Below are 15,331 nucleotides of genomic sequence, written 5' to 3'. Positions count from 1 at the left end.
GCGGCAAAGTGCATCAGTGGGCAGTGGAGAAGGGCGGTGTAGACTCATGGAAATCGATTATTTGCGCCAAACCGTGAGGACTCATCGTGAAATTTCGCTGGCTGCTGCTGTTTGCTGTTTTTCCGCTGTGTGCCCATGCGCTCGAAACCGGTGAGCGTCTGGCTCCCTGGACGTTGCTCGATCAGTACGAGCAACCCTTCACCCTCGATAACAGCACCACCACGCTGCTGGTGGCACGGGATATGGACGGCGCCAAGCTGATCAAGGAAGCGTTGAAGGATCAGCCCAAGGGCTATCTGGAGGCCCGTCACGCGGTGTTCGTTGCCGACATTCAGCGCATGCCGGCGCTGATTGCCAGAATGTTTGCCGTACCGGCCATGCGCGACTACCACTATCGGGTCATGCTGGATCGAGAAGGACGGGTTGCGTCGCGCTATCCCGGCGCGGAAGGCCAGGTGTTGTGGTTGCTACTCAAGGACGGTCGATTGCTCTCGCAACGTGAGTACGCCAACGCGGGTGACCTGCGCGAGGCACTGGAGAAGGCGCGCCCATGATCGGCGTCGAGGTGCTGGCAAGTGAAAGTCTGTTGCTGGGCTGGCTGATTTATCTGCCGGTGCTGCTCTGGGCGATCGTGCGTGCGCCGTGGGTCGAGTTGTTCAGCGACAGCCGGCGTCAGCATCTGCTGTTCGGCACCGTGTTTGCGTTGTTTCTCTTGTGGTTGATGCGCAGGGATTTCGACACGGGCGTGTCGTATCACTTCCTCGGTATGACGGCGGTAACCCTGTTGCTGGACTGGCCGCTGGCGATCGTTGGCGGGCTGGTGGCGCAAATCGGCCTGGTGCTGCTCGGGCGTCAGGATCTCGCGGCGATGGGGGTCAATGGCGCCTTGTTCATTTTGCTGCCGGTGCTGGTCACCGAGTGTGTGGCGATCCTCGTCGAGCGTGCTCAGCCACGCAATCCGTTCGTGTACATCTTCTGTTCCGGCTTCTTTGCCGCCGCGCTGTCAGCCCTGTTGTGCCTGATCCTGAGCCTGACGCTGCTGTGGTACGACGGCCTCTTCGCCATGCCGGAATGGCTGGAAGACTTCATCGGTTACGTGTGGCTGATCATTTTCCCCGAGGCGTTCATCAACGGCATGATCGTCAGTGCTCTGGTGGTATTCAGCCCGGAATGGCTGGAGACCTTCAACCGCACACGCTACCTTTCGGCGCCGTGGAAGGACGACGATCCGAAGTCTTGATCCACATCAAACCCGCTGCGCGCGGGAAATTTCATGCTCGCGCAAATCCCTTCAGGAGCAGCGGCATGAGTGTTTACGAGTGGGCCAGGCAGGAAACCCGGCAGAGTCTGGAGATGGCGCAGGAAGTGGGTTTCGACCCGGGGTTGAGTTTGCGCGCCTTGCTCAGTGCGGTGGTGCAGCAGAGCAAGGCCGTGCGCAACGCCGAAGACCTGGCCGACGAGTTGCGCTTTCTGGCGGAAAACCTCGACGACGATCAGGACTACGGCTTTATGCGGCCCTGATCGAGGTCAGTGACGCGGATCGAAGTCGCCGGAAAACAGTTCGTCCTCGGCATCCGGTGCGACCGGAATCTTGTGTTCTTCCGACGCCCAGGCGCCGAGGTCGATCAGCTTGCAGCGATCAGAGCAGAACGGCCGAAACTTGTTTTCGGGGATGAATTCCACGGGGGCGCCGCAGGTCGGGCATTCAACGGTGGGGATCTGGCTCATGCTTGGCCTCCGGATAAAGTCAGGTAAAAGTGAYGCAGGCGCTCGACCTCGCTGTGCAGCCAGGCGAGGTCGCGGTCGTTGACCACTACGTCGTCGGCGCGGCTCACACGCTCTTCGCGGCTCGACTGAGCCTTGAGGATCGCCTGAACCTGCTGCTCGCTGGTCTGGTCACGCTGCAAGGTGCGTTCGATCTGCAATTGTTGCGGAGCGTCGATCACCAGAATGCGCTGGGTCATCGCGTATTGCCCGGATTCGATCAGCAGCGGCGACACAAGAATCGCGTAAGGCGATTTTGCCTGCGCCAGGTGATGAGCGATTTCCTCGGCGATCAACGGATGCAGCAGGGCTTCGAGCCAACGGCGTTGCTCCGGCACTTCAAAGATCAGTTTACGCAGGGCGGCGCGGTCCAGTGTGCCATCGGCCTGCAGCACACCGGGGCCGAAGTGTTCGGCAATCTGCGCCAGCGCCGGACGCCCCTGCTCAACCACCCAGCGTGCCGCGTGATCGGCATCCACCACGTGGACACCCAGATCAATGAAGTGCTGAGCCGCTGCGCTTTTGCCGCTGCCGATGCCGCCGGTGAGGCCGAGAATCCAAGGTTTTTCCACAGGGGTATTCATTTCAAACCGACAAACTGCCAATAGAAGGCGGTTATTTGACCACCCCAGAGCAAGGCAATCCAGCCGGCAATTGCCAGATAAGGGCCGAAGGGGATTGGCGTCGAGGTTTTCTGCTCCCGCAGGCGCAACAAAATCACCCCGATAATGGCGCCGACCAGTGATGACAACAGAATCGTCAGCGGCAGAATCTGCCAGCCGCCCCATGCCCCCAGCAGCGCCAACAGTTTGAAATCACCATGACCGATGCCGTCCTTGCCGGTCAGCAGCTTGAACAGCCAGAACACTGACCACAGCGCCAGATAACCGGCCACCGCGCCCCACAACGCATCGTGCAAGGTTACGAACAGGCCGAAACTGTTGACGATCAACCCCAGCCACAGCAACGGCAACACCAGCACATCAGGCAATAGTTGATGCTCGGTGTCGATCAGACTCATCGCCAGCAGACCCCAGGTGAGGACGATCAGCAGGCACGCCGGCCAACCGAAACCCAAGTGCCAGGCGATGAAGGCCGAAAGCAGCCCACAGGCCAGCTCGGTCAACGGATAACGTTTGCTGATCGGAGCTGAGCACGCTGAACAGCGCCCGCGCAGCCATAGATAACTGAGCAGGGGAACGTTCTCCCACGGGCGAATCCGGTGGGCGCAATGCGGGCATTCGGAGTGCGGCAGCATCAGGTTGTAGATGGGTTGCGAGGCTTCGCCGGGCAAACCGAGCACATCGTGTGCCTGCTGGCGCCAGTCGCGTTCGAGCATTTTCGGCAGGCGCCAGATCAGCACATTGAGGAAGCTGCCGACCACCAGGCCCAGCAGCAGGGCGGTGCCGACAAACGCTAGCGGATACATGGCAAACAGTTCGTCGATAGGCATGTCAGATCGCTGAGCCGAGTTGGAAGATCGGCAGGTACATGGCCACCACCAGCCCGCCGACGATTACCCCCAGCACGACCATGATGAACGGCTCCATGAGGCTGGTGAGGTTGTCGACCATGTTATCCACTTCTTCCTCGTAAAAGCCCGCAACCTTGTCGAGCATGTCATCCAGGGCGCCGGACTCTTCGCCAATTGCGGTCATTTGCACGGCCATGCTGGGAAAGACCCCGGTGCTGCGCATCGAGAAATTCAGTTGCATACCGGTGGACACGTCCTGGCGAATGCGCAGCACGGCTCGCTTGAAGACCACGTTGCCGGTGGCGCCGGCCACCGAGTCAAGCGCTTCGACCAACGGCACACCGGCGGCAAACGTGGTCGACAAGGTTCGAGCGAATCGCGCCACGGCGGACTTGTACATCAGTGTGCCCACCAGTGGCAGTTTCAGCAGCCAGGTGTCTTTGCGATCGCGCAAGGCCTGGGATGTTTTTAGCGCGTGGCGGGTGCCAAAAATCGCTGCGACCAGTGCAGCGAGAATCGCCCACCACCATTGCTGCATGAATTCCGACAGGCTGATCACCATCAGGGTGAACGCCGGCAGTTCGGCACCGAAACCGGAAAACACTGACTGAAATTGTGGCACTACTTTGACCAGCAGAATCCCGGTGACAACAGCCGCGACCAGCACCACGGCGGTGGGATAGGTCATGGCTTTCTTGATCTTGGCTTTGAGGCTTTCGCTTTTTTCCTTATAGGTCGCGACGCGTTCGAGCAAGGTGTCGAGGGCGCCGGACTGTTCGCCGGCATCGACCAGGTTGCAATACAACTCGTCGAAATACTGCGGTTTCTTGCGCAGGGCTGCGGCGAAGCTGTTACCGGCCGCGACCTCCTGCTTCACGTCGTCCACCAGTTTGCGCATGGCCGGGTTATCAAAGCCTTCGCCAATAATGTCGAACGACTGCAACAGCGGTACGCCGGCTTTCATCATGGTCGCCATCTGCCGGGTGAACAGGGCAATGTCCCGGGCCTTGATGCGTTTGCCAAAGCTCAGCAATGACGCGGATTTCTTGCGCACCTTGCCGGGGTTGATCCCCTGTTTACGCAATTGTGCCTTGATCAGCGCCGGGTTCTGGCCGCTCAGTTCACCGGTGACTTTGCTGCCTTTTCTGTCCGTGCCTTCCCAGGCATAAATACTGATTTTTGCTGCCTTGACCGCCATGTTCAGTCCTTGGTGACCCGGTTGATTTCTTCAAGGCTGGTGATGCCTTGCATGGCCTTGTGCAGCCCGGAGGTGCGCAGGTCGTCGAAGCCGTCGCGGCGCATCTGCAGGTCGATTTCCAGCGAGTTGCCTTCAGCCATGATCAAGCGTTGCAGCTCCGGTGTGTTTTTCACCACTTCATAAATCCCCACGCGTCCTTTGTAACCGCCGTTGCAGTGATCGCAACCGACCGGCTCGTAGATCGTGAAATGGCCGATGCGTTCCTCGGGGAAGCCTTCCTTGAGCAAGGTTTCGCGTGGGATCTCGATGGCTTTCTTGCAGTGGCTGCACAGTTTGCGCGCCAGGCGCTGGGCGATGATCAGGCTGACCGAGGTGGCGATGTTGAAACCGGGAATGCCCATGTTGTGCAGGCGCGTCAGGGTTTCCGCAGCGCTGTTGGTGTGCAGGGTCGAGAGCACCAGGTGACCGGTCTGCGCGGCTTTGATGGCGATCTCGGCGGTTTCCAGGTCGCGGATTTCACCGACCATGATCACGTCCGGGTCCTGACGCAGAAACGAGCGCAATKCCTGGGCAAAGTCGAGCCCTTGCTTGGGATTGACGTTGACCTGGTTGATGCCTTCCATGTTGATTTCCACCGGGTCTTCGGCGGTGGAGATATTGATGTCGACGGTGTTGAGAATATTCAGGCCGGTGTACAGCGAAACGGTTTTACCCGAACCGGTGGGCCCGGTGACCAGGATCATGCCCTGTGGCTGCTTGAGTGCGGCCATGTACAGATCCTTTTGCTCGGGCTCATAGCCGAGCGCGTCGATACCGATCTGCGCACTGGACGGATCGAGAATCCGGATCACCACTTTTTCGCCCCACAGGGTCGGCAGAGTGTTGACCCGGAAATCGATTGATTTGCTTTTTGACAGGCGCATCTTGATCCGCCCGTCCTGAGGTTTGCGCCGTTCCGAAATATCCAGGCTGGCCATGACTTTCAGGCGTGCGGCGATGCGCCCGGCCAGTTGAATCGGCGGTTTGGCAACCTCGCGCAGGATGCCGTCGGTGCGCACCCGCACCCGGTAGTTTTTTTCGTAAGGCTCGAAGTGCAAGTCGGAAGAACCGCTTTTGATCGCGTCGAGCAGCATCTTGTGCACGAAGCGCACCACCGGCGCATCGTCGGCGTCGAGGCCGCCGATGGCGTCCTGCTTGCTGTCGTCGACGGATTCGACATCGACCCCGTCGAGATCGACATCGGCCATGTCCTCGAGACCGCTGGTGTGGGTGTCGAAGAATTTTTCGATGGCATCGGTAAGTTTGTCGTCCTCGACCAGAATGGCTTCGGTGCTCAGCCCGGTGCTGAATTGAATGTCGTTGATTGCTTGATGATTGCTCGGGTCGGAAATGCCCACGAACAGCTTGTTGCCACGCCGCCACAAGGGCAGGGCGTGATGCTGACGCACGAGTTTTTCGCTGACCAGGCCTTTGGGCTGGGTTTCCTTGTCCAGGCAATTGAGATCAAGCAAGGCCATGCCGAAATGCTCACTGGCAATCTCGGCCACCTGCCAGCTCTTGACCAGTTTGTTCTGCACCAGATAGCTGACCAGCGACAGGCGATTGCGCTGGGCCTGTTGCCAGGCTTGCTGGGCGCCTTTTTCCGTGAGCAGTTCGGCCTGGACCAATTGCTTGGCCAGACCGCTCAGAGCGATGTCATTCATGGGGATTCCGCACGCTTGCCGTTCATGACTTATAGCCTAGTCAAGTGACAGCGCCAAACACGGCGGGTGCAGGTGACAAAAAGTGTCAGATAGTGCGGTTACAGGTTGTAGGAATTGGCGTTGCAAGCGCTTCGCGCCTAATGAACGGGGCTTTGCAGGCATTGGCATGGCCTATGCTCCGTCCCTTGCAGATCATGAGAATTCGACTCATGCATGGAGCGTGTCTATGAAAAAACAACAAGGTTTTACTCTGATCGAGCTGCTGATCGTGGTGGCGATCATCGGGATTCTGGCGACCATCGCGTTGCCGCAATATTCCAAATATCAGGCACGGTCGAAGGTGACGGCGGGGCTGGCGGAAATCAGTGCGATGAAAGTGCCGTTTGAGGATGTGATCAATCAGGGCACCGATCCTACCAATACAAACGTGGCTGGCAGTGCAACTGTTTTAACCTCCAACTGCTCAGTGTCTGCAACAGGTACCGCATCTTCGGGTGCAGGTTCGATCGTCTGCACGATTAAAAATGCGCCAGGTCCGGTGCTGGATAAAACCATCACGCTTACTCGTTCCTCCGGAACCGGTGCGGGCGTATGGACTTGCGGTACGACCGTTGCACCGGACTATTCGCCAAAAGGATGTACTGCCAGCGGTACCTGAGTTGTTGATAGACTGCCAAATGCCCCGCAATGCGGGGCATTTTTCTTGGTTCACACTTCTAAAAAGCTTCAATAATTTCAGCGTCTTAGGAACTTTCCCAAAAACCGCAACTTGCATGCGAACATTGGCCAGTTCATGCAAATTGCATGATTTCGGAAATTGGTGATATCTGTAAGTTGTTGATTATTAAGAATATTGTTCGTTCTAAAAAGTTGGCACAGCGTTCGCAACTACCTTGGTAACCCTGCTGACAAGACAACCAGCAGACTTTCCAGAAAAACAGGAGTTACTCGTATGAAGAAGTTCGCTATCACTGCCGCTGCTGCTACCGCGCTGACCCTGACCATGGCTTCCGGTGCATTCGCACAATCCACCCAGGCTACTCAGGCTCCAATGACTCTGGCTGCCGGTGAAGTCACCAAGGCGAAAGAAGCTACTTCCGACACCTGGATCACCACCAAAGTCAAAAGCGACCTGGTTACCGAAAAAGGCATCCCWGGCACTGACATCAAAGTAGAAACCAACAAAGGTGTTGTGTCGCTGTCGTCGACTGTAGCSATTACCGAAGCTCAGAAAACCACMGCCGTTAACATCACCAAGAAAATCAAAGGCGTTAAAGCGGTCTCCGCTGACGGCCTGAAAGCCGAGTAAGGCATGACTTCTCGCCTGGACCGGGAGAAGGCGCGACAGACGGGCCGAGCCATACGTCTGCCGCAACTTTAGAGTTCATGCGAACGGTCACACGGATGTGACCATTACGGGCCCCGGCACTTGTGTCGGGGCCTGTTCTATTTCAGGGACGAAAGAGTCGAAGGGCACCGCAAAACAACTGTGGGAGCGAGCTTGCTCGCGAAAGCGGTATGCCAGTCACAATGGATTTGACTGACCAGACGCCTTCGCGAGCAAGCTCGCTCCCACATGGGTAAGTGATTTGGATCAGTTACCGCGTTTGCTGTTGATCTGCCGCAGGCGATTGCCTTCGAAGCGCAGGTATTGGTACATGCCGTTGCTCGGACCATAGGTCCATTCCTCGACCTGAAACTCCTCGCGGCGGTTGGCGCTGCGCTTGTAGCCCAACACATTACGGCTGACCGGCTCACCGCATTTCTGCAGGACTTCGCTGGAACGGTCGCCCAGGCTGATCAGTTGACTGCCGCAGCGCAGGGTATCGGACGCCGAGGCGTGGCTGGCTGCGAAGGTCATTGCGATCAAGACCAGCCACTGCAGTTTCATCATTCGGCATCCAGGTGCATTTGCGTCACCACGCGGCCATCGCTCTCGGCTTCACCGAGACTGGCGTCGATGAAGTACACGCGGTCGTCTGCCAGCTGGCCTTTATCGACCAGATAATCCTTGATGCTGCTGGCACGGTCCTGACCCAACTGACGCAACAACACCTCGCTGCCACTCCAGAACTTGATCACGCCTTCGCGCATCTTCGCCGTGCGTTCTTCCTTGCCCAGATCCTTCCATTCGGCTGGCGGCTGGGTTTTCAGACGGGTGCGGTAAATGCCTTCGAGCAGTGGACCTTTCTCGTTGTCCGGCACTTGCAGCAATGACGCCTGCGCCGGGACTTTATCGCCGCGACGTTGGAGCATCTTGTAGTAGTTGTACTGGTATTCACGCTCCAGACGCTGCTCGGCGAGCAATGGACCATCGCTGCTCTGCGCGGCAGTGCCCTCGATTTCCAGACGCAGGGCCGGACGCTCCTTCAGCGCTTGAGACAGTTTGATCAGCGCCGCTTCGGCATCCTTGCTCAACTCGCTGGAACCCGGAGCAAACGACACGGTGCCAAGGTCTTGCGAACCGCCACCACTGATCAGCCCGCCAATCATTTTGAAGGGTGCGGCAGCGGCTTTGACGATGAGATTGCGCAGGGTCTGCCAGACAATCGGCATCACGCTGAACTGCGGGTTGTTCAAGTCGCCGGTCACCGGCAATTCGATGGAGATCTTGCCGTCGACGTCCTTGAGCAAGGCAATCGCCAGTTTCAGTGGCAGGCTCACAGCATCCGGGCTGGCGACTTTCTCACCGAGCTGCAATTGCTCGACCACCACTTTGTTTTCGGCTTTGAGCTGGCCCTTGGTGATCAGGTAATGCAGGTCGAGGTTGAGCCGGCCCTTGCGGATGCGGTAACCGGCGAATTTGCCGGAGTAGGGCGTCAACGTGGTCAGCTCGACACGTTTGAAACTGGTGGCGATGTCGAGGCTGGCCATCGGGTCGAACGGATTGACCGCGCCCTTGATGGTCACCGGTGCATAGCGGTCGACCTTGCCTTTGATGTCGACACTGGCCGGTTTCGCCTGACGGCTGTCGATGGTGCCGATCTGGCCATTGAGTTGCTGCACGGCGGTAGCGAAATTCGGCGTCAGGCTGAAGTCGGCGAAGTTGGCCGAACCGTCGTTGATGGCGATGCCGCCGATGTGAATGCCCAGCGGTTTCTCGTTGCTGGCCGGTTTCGCTGCTGCGCTTTTGGTGCCGCTGTCGGCGGGCTGCGGGATCAGCAGGTCATCGATGTTGGTGGTGCGATCATCGTTGATCATGAACCGCACATACGGCTGGAACAGGTTGACCTTGTCAATCGACAGGCTGTCGCCGTGCTGATAGTTCAAGCCTTCGACCACGACCTGCTGCCACTTGAGGAAATCGCGGGTTTTCAGGGTGTCGAGGGTGTGCAGTTGATCGATCTGCGCGCGCCCGGTGACGCTTAGGGCCAGCGGCTCGGTGCTCTTGAGATTGACCTTGAGATCACTGCCGAGCATGCCGCTGCGCAGTTCCAGGCGAATAAACGGATTGATGTAGGACTGCGCGACGCGCAGGTCGATGTCCTGGGTTTTCACGTTGAGCTGGGCGTTGACCGGGGCGAGATTGACCGTACCGTCAGCCGTGATCTTGCCTTGTTTGCCCACGCCGCTATCGAGCTTGAGCTTGAAGGGCGAGCCGTTGAGGCTGTCGAAGTCTTGCAGATCGACATTCAGCGGGGTGATGTCCAGTGCTACTGCCGGTTTGGCCGAGCGGTCGGCCAGATGCACGGTGTAATTGCGCAATTGCACGTCTTTGAGCAGCACTTGCCACGGTTTGCTCGGCGCAGTCGGTTCAGCTTTCGGCGAGTCTGCAGCGGCTGGCGTGTTCGCCGGTTCTGCGGCGGCTTTGGCGGCAGGTTTGGACGGTTGGCTGGCGAACAGTTTCTGCCAGTCCAGCTGGCCGTCGGCTTCAAGGGCAGCCCAGGTTTCCAGTTTCTGGCTGCGGATCTTGCCGACTACGACTTGTTGTTTGGCCAGATCCACCGAGGTCTCGCTGACGTCGAGGCGTTCAAGTTTCGCCAGTGGCCGCCCGTCCGGAGCCTTGATGGCGAATGGCGCGATGCTCACTGCGACATTGTTCAACTGCAGTTCGGTTTCTTTCGACAGATTGAGTTTGTATTCGCTGCTGAGGCTGATCACGCCGTCTTCGAGTACCAAAGGCACCGAGTCGCGCACGTAGGGCCAGAAGGCTTTCATCTTGCCGTCGGTGACTTTCAGGGTGCCTTCGGAGGTGAACGGGATCAGGCTGAAATTGCCGCTCCAATCGATCCGGCCACCGGCGGGGCCGATGGCGACCAGGGTCATGTCGGCGCTGTCTTCGGGCAGGGTGCTGAGGTTTTTCAGCTCGAAGCTGAGATCATCGTAGAGAAACTCGATGGGCTCGCTCGGGCGCACGTCCTCAAAGTGCACGACGCCGCCGGCCAGTTTGATGTTGTCGATGCGCAGCGGGAAGGGCTTGGCGTTCGGATCGGCCGGGGTCGGCTCGCTGGCCGGCACATTGAACAGGCCGAGCAGGTTGAGCTTGCCGTCTTTGGCGAAGAGGATTTCGCTCTTCGGCTTGTCCAGTTCGATGTTGGCCAGATGCAGGGCTTTGGTCCACAGGCTGTCGATTTGCAGGTCGGCGTACAGGCGATCGAAACCGATCTGTTCCTTGCCCGGCTCGCCGATGACCAGCCCCCACAAGGTAACTTCAAGGCTGAACGGGTTGAGCTCGATACGCTGGATATGCGCAGGCACTGTTGCGTAGTTGGCCAGTTGCTGATTGGCCACGCGCAGGGCGATGCCCGGCAAAATCAGAAACCCCAGCAGGCTGTAGAGGGCCAGAGCAGTCAACAAGGCGCCTATCGCGCGAATCAATCCTTTGGGCATGTGCGGCTTCATCTGTCTGAATCGGAGTGCCTTGGAGTATGGCACGCGATTCTGGTTCCGAAGTAACAGCCGTGCTGCAGGATTGTTCAGATTTCTCTGTAATCACAAAAAATGTGGGAGCGAGCTTGCTCGCGAAAGCGGTCGTCCAGTTGATCAAGATGCCGACTGACACGACGCCTTCGCGAGCAAGCTCGCTCCCACAGGGAAACAGTTGCCGCCGCGCGAGCGCTTCAGAGCTGCAGAATCAGGGTTTTCAGCGGCGGTTGCTGATCCATCGACGGGAAGTCGGCGCCTGGGGTCATCACGCTCCACTCACGCACCGGTCGCCCGGCCTTCTCGGCACAGCGCAGCACCTGCTCGCGCCAGTCGTCCATGCTGACTTTCGCCAGATTGTTGCAGCAGATCAGCACGCCATTGTCGGCGGTGGTCAGCAGGGCGGGTTTGAGCAGGCTCTGATAGTCACGCAGCAAATCGACAGTGCCGAATGCGCTCTTGGCCCACGCTGGCGGATCAAGCAGCACCAGGTCGTATTGGCGCTGATCGAGGCGCTGGTAGCTCGGCAGTTTTTGTCCACGGCGCTGACTGATCGGCAGCCCGGCGAGTTGGCGGATGGCCGGGAAGTAGTCCGACTGGATGAATTCCATCTCGGGCAACTGCGGGTTGAGCAAACCGTTTTCGCGACCGACCGCCAGATTGCCTTCGGCGAAATCCAGATTGCACACTTCACGCGCGCCACCGGCGGCCGCGCTGAGGCCGACGCCGCAGGTGTAGGCGAACAGGTTGAGCACGGATTTGCCTTGGGCGTGATCCTTGACCCAGCCACGGGTGTTGCGCAGATCGAGGAACAGCAAGGGATCCTGCCCGGCATGGCGTCCGCGCACCCGATAGTTGAGGCCCCATTCGTGGCCGACCAGATCGGCCAGTGCCGCGTCTTCAGCTTTGTAGACGCTGTCTTCACGGTCAATGCGCGAGTTGCCTCGGGATCGGTCGTTGTAAACCAGCAAGGTTTCCATCCCCAGGCTCTGATTAACCATGGCGTGCAGTTGCAGCAGGTCGTCACGCTCCAGCGTCTGGTGGAAGCTTTGCACCAGCAGTTGCGGGCCGTAGCGGTCGATGGTCAGGCCGCCGGCGCCTTCCTGGCTGCCGTGGAACAGCCGATAGCAATCGGTGCCCTGGCGGTGCAACTCGGCCAGCAGATCCTGGCGTTGATCGAGGGCGGCGCGCAGCGCCTGATTCAAGGAAGACATGCGGGCGCCTTGCTGGTGAGAATGGGGGCGCGGGAGTTTAGCAGCTTGGCGGGCAATCGAGTTGCGCCCTTCGCGAGCAGGCTCGCTCCCTCATGGGATCCATGGTGCAAATTAGATCTCCTGTGGGAGCGAGCTTGCTCGCGAAGGCGTCCGACGAAGTTTTCAGCTCAAGCCCATCCGGCGTTTGGCGCGTTGCACCGAACCATTGCGCATCGCCCAGCGCAGCATCGGTGCGCTGCGCCGGACGCTGGCGCGAATCAGTTGCCGTTGCAGCGAACTCTGGCGGACGTCGAGCATGTCGCTGGCCCAGTCCGGCAACAGGTCGATCCCGGCCTTCATCATCAGATCGCCAAACGGTCGCGCCAGAACACTCGGCGCCGGCGCGTCGAGCAGCAGGCGCAAAACCTCACGGCTGCGCTCGTCGCACAGCAACTGCGGGCGCATGCGTTGCAGATACTCGGCCACGGCTTGCCGCGATTTCGGTACATCGCGCGCGCCCAGGCGTTCGGCTATCACGGCGATTTCCGTGTAATAACGATCCTGATCTGCCCCCGACAACTGCGGATTGCGATAGCGCAAATGCGCCGCCAGAAAGTTACTCACTTCCGCCACATGCACCCAGGTCAACAAATCCGCATCGCTGGCTGCGTAGGGCCGGCCATCAGGCGCCGTGCCGACCACCTGCAAATGAATGGTGCGCACTGTCTCGATCAACCAGTCGGCGTCCCGGCGCGAGCCAAACGTGGTACCGGATACAAACTGGCTGGTGCGCCGCAAACGCCCGAGCATGTCCTCACGAAAGTTCGAATGATCCCAGACCCCGGCCAATGCCAGCGGATGCAAAGCTTGCAGCAACAGCGCGCTGATGCCACCGATCAACATGCTGCTGAAATCGCCGTGCACCTGCCAACTGATTGAGTCCGGACCAAACAGGCCGGGATCGCCCTTGGGATTTTCCAGGTCGAGCTGACCGAGCGACAGCCCGGTCAGGCTCATGAGTTGCTGTTCGATACGGCTGCGGATGAATTCCATGACCACTCAGTGAGAAAGGCCAGGCGCGACCGGTTGACCGCGCCCGGGGTGTTACTGATTGAGGCGCGTGTCGATCAGGCCTTGCACCACACTCGGATCGGCCAGGGTCGAGGTATCACCGAGGCTGTCGAGTTCGTTGCAGGCGATCTTGCGCAAGATGCGCCGCATGATCTTGCCTGAACGGGTTTTCGGCAAGGCCGGCGCCCACTGGATCAGATCCGGTTTGGCGAAGCTGCCGATTTCCTTGCTGACGTGGGCCAGCAATTCTTTCTTCAACTCGTCATTGGGTTCGGTGCCGTTCATGGGAGTGACGAAGGCGTAGATGCCCTGACCTTTGACGTCGTGGGGGTAACCAACCACGGCGGCCTCGGCGATGCTGTCGTGCAATACCAGTGCGCTTTCCACTTCGGCGGTGCCGATGCGGTGACCGGAGACGTTGATCACGTCATCGATGCGCCCGGTGATCCAGTAATCGCCGTCCTCATCGCGGCGTGCGCCGTCGCCGGTGAAGTAGTAGCCGGGGTAGGGTTTGAAATAGGTGTCGACCATGCGCTGCGGGTCGCCATAGACGCTGCGGATCTGCGCCGGCCAACTCGACTTGATCGCCAGCACGCCACTGCCGGCACCTTTGATTTCCTTGCCGTGCTCATCGAGCAGCACCGGTTGCACGCCGAACATCGGTTGCGTGGCGCAGCCAGGCTTGATTCGCTGGGCGCTGACCAGGGGACTGAGCATGATGCCGCCGGTTTCGGTCTGCCACCAAGTGTCGACGATGGGGCAGCGCTGTTCTCCGACGACATTGAAATACCATTCCCACGCTTCCGGATTGATCGGCTCACCGACGCTGCCGAGTAATCTGAGGCTGGCGCGCGAGGTTTCCTTCAACGGTTCGGCACCTTCACGCATCAACGCGCGCAGGGCGGTCGGCGCGGTGTAGAAGATATTGACTTTGTGTTTGTCGATCACCTGCCAGAAACGCGAACTGCTCGGATAGCTCGGCACGCCTTCGAACATCAGCGTGGTCGCACCATTGGCTAGCGGGCCGTAGACAATGTAGCTGTGACCTGTGACCCAGCCGACGTCAGCAGTGCACCAGAACACTTCGCCGTCGCGGTAATCGAGCACGTACTTGAAGGTCATCGCCGCTTGCAGCAGGTAGCCGCCGGTGGTGTGCAGCACGCCTTTGGGTTTGCCGGTGCTGCCGGAGGTGTAGAGGATGAACAGCGGGTCTTCGGCGTCCATCGGCTCCGGTGGGCAATCGTCGCTGACCTCGCGCACGGCCTGGTGATACCAGAGGTCACGACCCTCGACCCAGTCGACTTTGCCTTGGCTGCGCTCGACCACCACGACGGTGCTGACGTCGGGGCAACTTTGCAGGGCTTTGTCGACGTTCTGCTTGAGCGGGACGAACTTGCCACCGCGCACGCCTTCATCGGCGGTGATCACCGTGCGGCAATCGGCATCGAGGATGCGGTCACGCAGGGAGTCAGGGGAGAAACCGCCAAACACCACCGAATGGATTGCGCCGATCCGCGAACAGGCGAGCATGGCGTATGCGGCCTCGGGGATCATTGGCATGTAGATGCACACCCGGTCGCCTTTCTTCACACCACGGCTTTTCAGCACGTTGGCCAGGCGGCAGACGTGGTGATGGAGTTTTTTATAAGTGATTTGCGCTGATTCTGCCGGGTCGTCGCCCTCCCAGAGCAGGGCGGTCTGATCGCCGCGCTTGTCCAGATGGCGGTCGATGCAGTTGTAACTGACGTTCAGCTTCGCACCGGCAAACCAGGCGGCTTCACCGGTTTTCAGGTCGTAGCGCTGAACGGTCTGCCACGGCGTGCTCCAGTCGAGGAACCGCGTGGCCTGTTCGGCCCAGAAGGTGCTGGGGTGTTCAATGGATTCGCGGTACAGGCGCCGATAGTCTTCCTGACTCAATTGCGCAGCCCGGCGGACGGCATCGGCTTTGGGGAACGTGCTGATATCGAACATGACGGTTCCTTATTCTTGTGGTGCGACAGGAATAAAGATGCGCCGAGCGATGCAGAGGTTCAAGTCATGTGTAAAACAACTGTGGGAGCGAGCC

Annotated in this window: 15 protein-coding genes; 5 read left to right on the top strand and 10 right to left on the bottom strand. The window is 59.3% G+C overall.

Going from position 1 to position 15,331, the window contains the following annotated elements; all coding sequences use genetic code 11:
* Positions 1 to 86 precede the first annotated feature (86 nt).
* From AC1DVF_RS21705 to AC1DVF_RS21695, 3 genes are all read left to right on the top strand, one after another.
* Positions 87 to 554: an FAD/FMN-containing dehydrogenase gene (locus AC1DVF_RS21705; RefSeq protein ID WP_477783117.1), complete on the top strand. Its 468-nt coding sequence runs from the start codon at positions 87 to 89 to the stop codon at positions 552 to 554.
* Positions 551 to 1,240 (top strand): energy-coupling factor ABC transporter permease, encoded by a 690-nt coding sequence (locus AC1DVF_RS21700; RefSeq protein WP_476335966.1) that lies wholly within the window; start codon positions 551 to 553, stop codon positions 1,238 to 1,240. The genes AC1DVF_RS21705 and AC1DVF_RS21700 overlap by 4 nt, the downstream gene beginning before the upstream one ends.
* A 65-nt stretch (positions 1,241 to 1,305) precedes the next feature.
* A complete protein-coding gene (locus AC1DVF_RS21695; protein ID WP_007959584.1) occupies positions 1,306 to 1,521 on the top strand; it encodes a hypothetical protein in 216 nt (71 codons plus the stop codon).
* 6 nt (positions 1,522 to 1,527) lie between these two features.
* Here AC1DVF_RS21695 and yacG read toward each other — a convergent pair whose 3' ends face one another.
* From yacG to pilB, 5 genes are read right to left on the bottom strand one after another with little or no spacing between them, the layout of a single operon-like run.
* Entirely contained in the window at positions 1,528 to 1,728 is a 201-nt protein-coding gene (gene yacG / locus AC1DVF_RS21690; RefSeq protein WP_095048684.1) for a DNA gyrase inhibitor YacG, read from the bottom strand.
* Complete coding sequence (gene coaE, locus AC1DVF_RS21685; RefSeq protein ID WP_477783116.1) at positions 1,725 to 2,348, bottom strand: dephospho-CoA kinase; 624 nt, start codon at positions 2,346 to 2,348, stop codon at positions 1,725 to 1,727. Before coaE ends, yacG begins: the two co-directional genes overlap by 4 nt.
* Entirely contained in the window at positions 2,345 to 3,217 is an 873-nt protein-coding gene (locus tag AC1DVF_RS21680) for a prepilin peptidase (RefSeq protein ID WP_093434872.1), read from the bottom strand. Before AC1DVF_RS21680 ends, coaE begins: the two co-directional genes overlap by 4 nt.
* A 1-nt stretch (position 3,218) precedes the next feature.
* Positions 3,219 to 4,436, bottom strand: coding sequence for a type II secretion system F family protein (locus tag AC1DVF_RS21675; protein ID WP_093434875.1), 1,218 nt, complete (start codon positions 4,434 to 4,436; stop codon positions 3,219 to 3,221).
* Positions 4,437 to 4,438: 2 nt separating this feature from the next.
* Complete coding sequence (pilB, locus tag AC1DVF_RS21670) at positions 4,439 to 6,139, bottom strand: type IV-A pilus assembly ATPase PilB (RefSeq protein WP_477783115.1); 1,701 nt, start codon at positions 6,137 to 6,139, stop codon at positions 4,439 to 4,441.
* 226 nt (positions 6,140 to 6,365) lie between these two features.
* On the opposite strand from pilB, the gene AC1DVF_RS21665 reads away from it, so the two are divergent.
* A complete protein-coding gene (locus AC1DVF_RS21665; RefSeq protein ID WP_095048680.1) occupies positions 6,366 to 6,797 on the top strand; it encodes a pilin in 432 nt (143 codons plus the stop codon).
* A gap of 294 nt (positions 6,798 to 7,091) precedes the next feature.
* Positions 7,092 to 7,448, top strand: coding sequence for a BON domain-containing protein (locus tag AC1DVF_RS21660; protein WP_093434884.1), 357 nt, complete (start codon positions 7,092 to 7,094; stop codon positions 7,446 to 7,448).
* A 285-nt stretch (positions 7,449 to 7,733) separates the two neighbouring features.
* On the opposite strand, the gene AC1DVF_RS21655 is transcribed toward AC1DVF_RS21660, so the two are convergent.
* From AC1DVF_RS21655 to acs, 5 genes are all read right to left on the bottom strand, one after another.
* A complete protein-coding gene (locus AC1DVF_RS21655) occupies positions 7,734 to 8,030 on the bottom strand; it encodes a DUF2845 domain-containing protein (protein WP_477783126.1) in 297 nt (98 codons plus the stop codon).
* Positions 8,030 to 10,981: a DUF748 domain-containing protein gene (locus AC1DVF_RS21650; RefSeq protein WP_477783114.1), complete on the bottom strand. Its 2,952-nt coding sequence runs from the start codon at positions 10,979 to 10,981 to the stop codon at positions 8,030 to 8,032. Before AC1DVF_RS21650 ends, AC1DVF_RS21655 begins: the two co-directional genes overlap by 1 nt.
* A gap of 218 nt (positions 10,982 to 11,199) precedes the next feature.
* Entirely contained in the window at positions 11,200 to 12,216 is a 1,017-nt protein-coding gene (locus AC1DVF_RS21645; protein WP_093434893.1) for a class I SAM-dependent rRNA methyltransferase, read from the bottom strand.
* Between the two features lie 162 nt (positions 12,217 to 12,378).
* Positions 12,379 to 13,248, bottom strand: coding sequence for an oxygenase MpaB family protein (locus AC1DVF_RS21640; protein WP_477783113.1), 870 nt, complete (start codon positions 13,246 to 13,248; stop codon positions 12,379 to 12,381).
* A 51-nt stretch (positions 13,249 to 13,299) separates the two neighbouring features.
* Entirely contained in the window at positions 13,300 to 15,237 is a 1,938-nt protein-coding gene (gene acs / locus AC1DVF_RS21635; RefSeq protein WP_477783112.1) for an acetate--CoA ligase, read from the bottom strand.
* Positions 15,238 to 15,331 lie beyond the last annotated feature (94 nt).

Source organism: Pseudomonas sp. P4_D7 (genome assembly GCF_056401755.1).
The sequence above is the reverse complement of the archived record's forward strand: the minus strand, read 5'-3'. Positions and strand labels throughout refer to the sequence as shown.